This is a genomic window from Inquilinus limosus MP06 (assembly GCF_000767795.1).
Lineage (GTDB): Bacteria > Pseudomonadota > Alphaproteobacteria > DSM-16000 > Inquilinaceae > Inquilinus > Inquilinus limosus_E.
In genome coordinates this window covers 1-3,514 of the sequence record NZ_JANX01000624.1, presented here as the reverse complement: position 1 = coordinate 3,514, position 3,514 = coordinate 1, and the positions used below count along the sequence as shown (strand labels likewise).

Annotated in this window: 5 protein-coding genes; 3 read left to right on the top strand and 2 right to left on the bottom strand. The window is 68.9% G+C overall.

Translation table 11 applies throughout. The features are described 5' to 3' along the window. The coding region (locus tag P409_RS29700) for a DODA-type extradiol aromatic ring-opening family dioxygenase (protein WP_034846912.1) at positions 1-450 on the top strand (450 nt) is incomplete at its 5' end. Positions 451-471: 21 nt separating this feature from the next. Here the strand turns inward: P409_RS29700 and P409_RS29695 are convergent. Then, the gene (locus P409_RS29695; RefSeq protein WP_034846910.1) at positions 472-1,176 is read right to left on the bottom strand and encodes a glutathione S-transferase family protein; all 705 of its coding nucleotides are present in this window, start codon (positions 1,174-1,176) and stop codon (positions 472-474) included. A 103-nt stretch (positions 1,177-1,279) separates the two neighbouring features. Here P409_RS29695 and P409_RS29690 point away from each other — a divergent pair, with 103 nt between their 5' ends. Next, positions 1,280-2,164 carry a LysR family transcriptional regulator gene (locus tag P409_RS29690; RefSeq protein ID WP_034846914.1) on the top strand — a complete coding sequence of 295 codons (885 nt, stop codon included), beginning with the start codon at positions 1,280-1,282 and terminating at the stop codon, positions 2,162-2,164. Between the two features lie 127 nt (positions 2,165-2,291). Then, positions 2,292-2,525: a hypothetical protein gene (locus tag P409_RS29685; RefSeq protein WP_034846908.1), complete on the top strand. Its 234-nt coding sequence runs from the start codon at positions 2,292-2,294 to the stop codon at positions 2,523-2,525. A gap of 18 nt (positions 2,526-2,543) precedes the next feature. Here P409_RS29685 and P409_RS29680 read toward each other — a convergent pair whose 3' ends face one another. Beyond that, positions 2,544-3,005 carry a peroxiredoxin gene (locus tag P409_RS29680; RefSeq protein ID WP_034846906.1) on the bottom strand — a complete coding sequence of 154 codons (462 nt, stop codon included), beginning with the start codon at positions 3,003-3,005 and terminating at the stop codon, positions 2,544-2,546. Positions 3,006-3,514: the final 509 nt, after the last annotated feature.

Genomic DNA, 3,514 nt, shown 5'->3' with positions numbered 1-3,514 from the left:
GACCATGGCGCCTGGGTGCCGCTGCGGCGGATGTATCCGGCGGCGGACATCCCGGTCGCGACCCTGTCGATCCAGCCGCATCGCGACCCGGCGCACCACTACGCGGTGGGCCGGGCCCTGCGCGGCCTGCGGGAGGAGGGGGTGATGGTCCTGGCCTCCGGCTCGCTGACCCACAATCTGCGGGCGCTGGACTGGCGCGGGGGGCCGGACGCCCCGGTCTCCGGCTGGGCGCAGGCCTTCATCGACTGGGTGGCGGCAGCGGTGGCCGAGGGCCGGGTCGACGACCTGCTGAACTACCGCCGCCTGGCGCCCGAGGCGGTGAAGAACCACCCGGCCGACGAGCACTTCCTGCCGTTCTTCGTCGCGCTCGGCGCCGGCGACCTGCCGGGCCGCCGGCTCCACGCCAGTGTCACCATGGGCGCGCTGGCGATGGACGCCTATTCGTTCTGAGCGGAATGTCGCGGGCGGCCCTCAGATCGCCTGCCTCACAAGGCCCAGAGCCTCCTCCAGGCTGATCTCGCCGCGGAAGCCGCCGGTGCTGCGGGCCGGCTCGCCGCGCTCGACGGCATGGGCGAACCGCACCGCCGGATCGGCCTCCAGCCGCTCGAACAGGCGCTGCAGGCCGGGATAGTCCCGCCGATCGACCACGTCGTGGTACTTGGTCCAGCGGGCGATGCCGATGAAGTAGGCGTCAGCAAGCGACCGCTCGCCCAGCAGCCAGTCCCGGTCGCCCAGCATTACCTCCAGATCGGCATGCGCCTTGGCCACCTTGGCCGCGCCATAGGCCCGCAGCGCATCGCGCTCCGGCCCCGCCACGCCGTGCTCCAGCGTGTACCAGAGCGGGCTGAAGGCGTTGAAGAAGCTGGTGTTCAAGAAGCCCAGCGCCTGGTTCAGCCGGTCGAAGCCCGGCGTGCCCTGGCGGAAGGCCAAGCCAGTGTCGACACCCTGCGCGCCGAGATGGTTCAGGATCGCCAGGCTCTCGCTGATCGTCCGGCCATCCGCCGTCAGCAGCGTCGGCGTCTCGCCGACCGGGTTCAGGCGACGATAGGCCTCCCCCTGCACCACCTCCGGCATCTCGATGCGGCTCAGCCGGTAGGGCAGGCCGAGCCACTCCAGCGCCACGATCGAGCCGAAGGAGCAGCCCGAGGGCACGCCGTAGAAGAGGATCTGGTCCATGATGGGTCCCGTGTTGCGGTTGCCACGGAAAGATGCCCCTGTGGACTTCGGGCCTGTAGTCATGCATCCGTGGATCCAAGGTCCACAGGCATGGACGATGGGCATGCTCAACCTCAATGACCTCATCCTCTTCGTCCGGGCCGTGGACGCCGGCGGCTTCGCCGCGGCCGCGCGGCGACTGGGCCTGCCGAAATCGACCATCAGCAAGCGGGTGGCGGAACTGGAGGCGGCGCTGGGCGCGCGGCTGATCCACCGTACCTCGCGCAGCTTCGTGCTGACCGAGCTCGGCCGAGACTTCTACGACCATGCCCAAGCCGCGATGATCGAGGCGGAGGCAGCGGAGGGCGTGGTCCGGCGCCGGCTGGCCGAGCCCAGCGGCACAGTGCGGATCACGGCGTCGGTGCCGACCGCGCAGTTCCGCCTCGCCGGCCTGCTGCCGGCCTTGGCCCGGGCCTATCCGAAGATCCGGCTGCAGCTGCATGTCACCGACCGCTTCGTCGACCTGGTGCAGGAGGGCTTCGACATCGCCGTGCGCAGCCATTTCGCGCCGCTGCCGGATTCGGAGCTGCTGCAGCGGCGGATGGGGGTCGAGCGGATCGCTCTGGTGGCGGCGCCGGACTATCTGGCGCGCCGGGGAACGCCGGCAGAACCCGCGGATCTCGCGGAGCATGACGGCCTGCTGACCGGGCCGTCCGTCACGGTCTGGCGGCTGCGCCACCGCGACGGCCCCGAGGAGCAGGTCGCGCCAGTGTCGAGCTTCGTCGCCGATGAATCGGTGGTGCTGCGGCAGGCCGCCGTCGCCGGGATCGGCGTTGCCTGCCTGCCGGAGACGATGACGGCGGAGGCTCGGGCCGCCGGCACGCTAATGCCGGTGCTGCCGGAATGGGCGGCCGGCACGGTGTGGACGACGCTGCTGACACCGCACCGGCGCGGGCAACTTCCCGCCGTCCGCGCGGTTATCGATTTCCTGGTGAAAGAGGCTGCTTAGCTGTCCCGTCGAGGGGAGGCGTCACATCCACCTCTTCCACAAATTACGGAACGACCACATTTCTGGTGTAGGCTGACCGACAGCAACCGACAGGTTCCTGCCGCATATGACCGACGAAACTACAGACTTGGTGCTGGAGCACCTGAAGCGGATCCAGGCCGAACAGGCTGCATCGCGGGAACGTGATCAGGAGATCCTGTCACGGCTCGCGCAGATCGAGATCGGCTTGGCCCGGCTCGCCCGCGATCAGGCATCGAACTATGCCGAGACCGTCGAGGACCGGCACGTCGTCGACAAGATCAAGGCCCGGCTCGACCGGATCGAGCGGCGGCTCGACCTTGTGGAACATCCGCCTCAATAACGGCCGTCGGCGCCGCGGCTACCTTTTCGCCGCGGCCAGAACCGCCTCGACATGGCCGGGCACCCGCACGCCGCGCCACAGGCCGCGGACGATGCCCTGCTCGTCGACCAGCACGGTCGACCGGTCGATGCCCATGTATTTCCGGCCGTACATCGACTTCTCGACCCAGGCGCCGTAGCGCTCCACCGTGTCGTCGTCCTTGGCCGAGGCCAGGGTGAAGGTCAGGCCGTATTTCGCCGCGAACTTGTTCAGCGCCGGCACCGGGTCCTTGGAGATGCCGATGATCTCGGCATCCACACCCTCGAACTCCGGCAGCGCGTCGTTGAAGCCGCAGGCCTCCTTGGTGCAGCCAGAGGTGTCGGCCTTGGGATAGAAGTAGACGATCACCTTCCTGCCTCGCAGGGCGGAGAGCGTGACAGTGCCGCCGCCGGCCTTGGGCAGGGTGAAGTCGGGGGCGGACTGGCCGATCTCGACGCTCATGAGGACCTCTCCAGAGGGGTTTGCCGCATCGTTGACTAGACCCGCAGCCATGGTCACGGCAAGGGCCGTTGCAGCCGAGCCGCCGCTGCGCTGTGCCTTGATCGGCCGTGCCTCGAAGCATACCATCTTATGGAGAGACAAGTATCGAGAGCGGTTTCATTGGGCAGTTGATGTCGTCGCGACTCGGGTCGTGACTGTTCTTGGTCAAGTTCACTTCTGGTCGGCAAGTGCCGGCAGCCGATTTCCCGGCCGCAGCCCGGCCTGATTTTCCGAACCGGCGTCATCGCGGCCAGGCCGAGTCTTCCCGTTTGGACCCCCGTTCCGGTCGCGACATGGGAGAGCAACATGGGTCAGCCGAAACGATGGTGGCTCGGGCTGGTTCCGCTTCTCGTCCTCTGGCTGCTCGCCGGCTGGCTCCAGACCGGGGCGGTCGAGCGCGACCTCGCCGACCGCGCCGGCACCGCGGATCGCCGCGACCACGGCGCTCGATTCGCCGCGGGCCGTGGTCG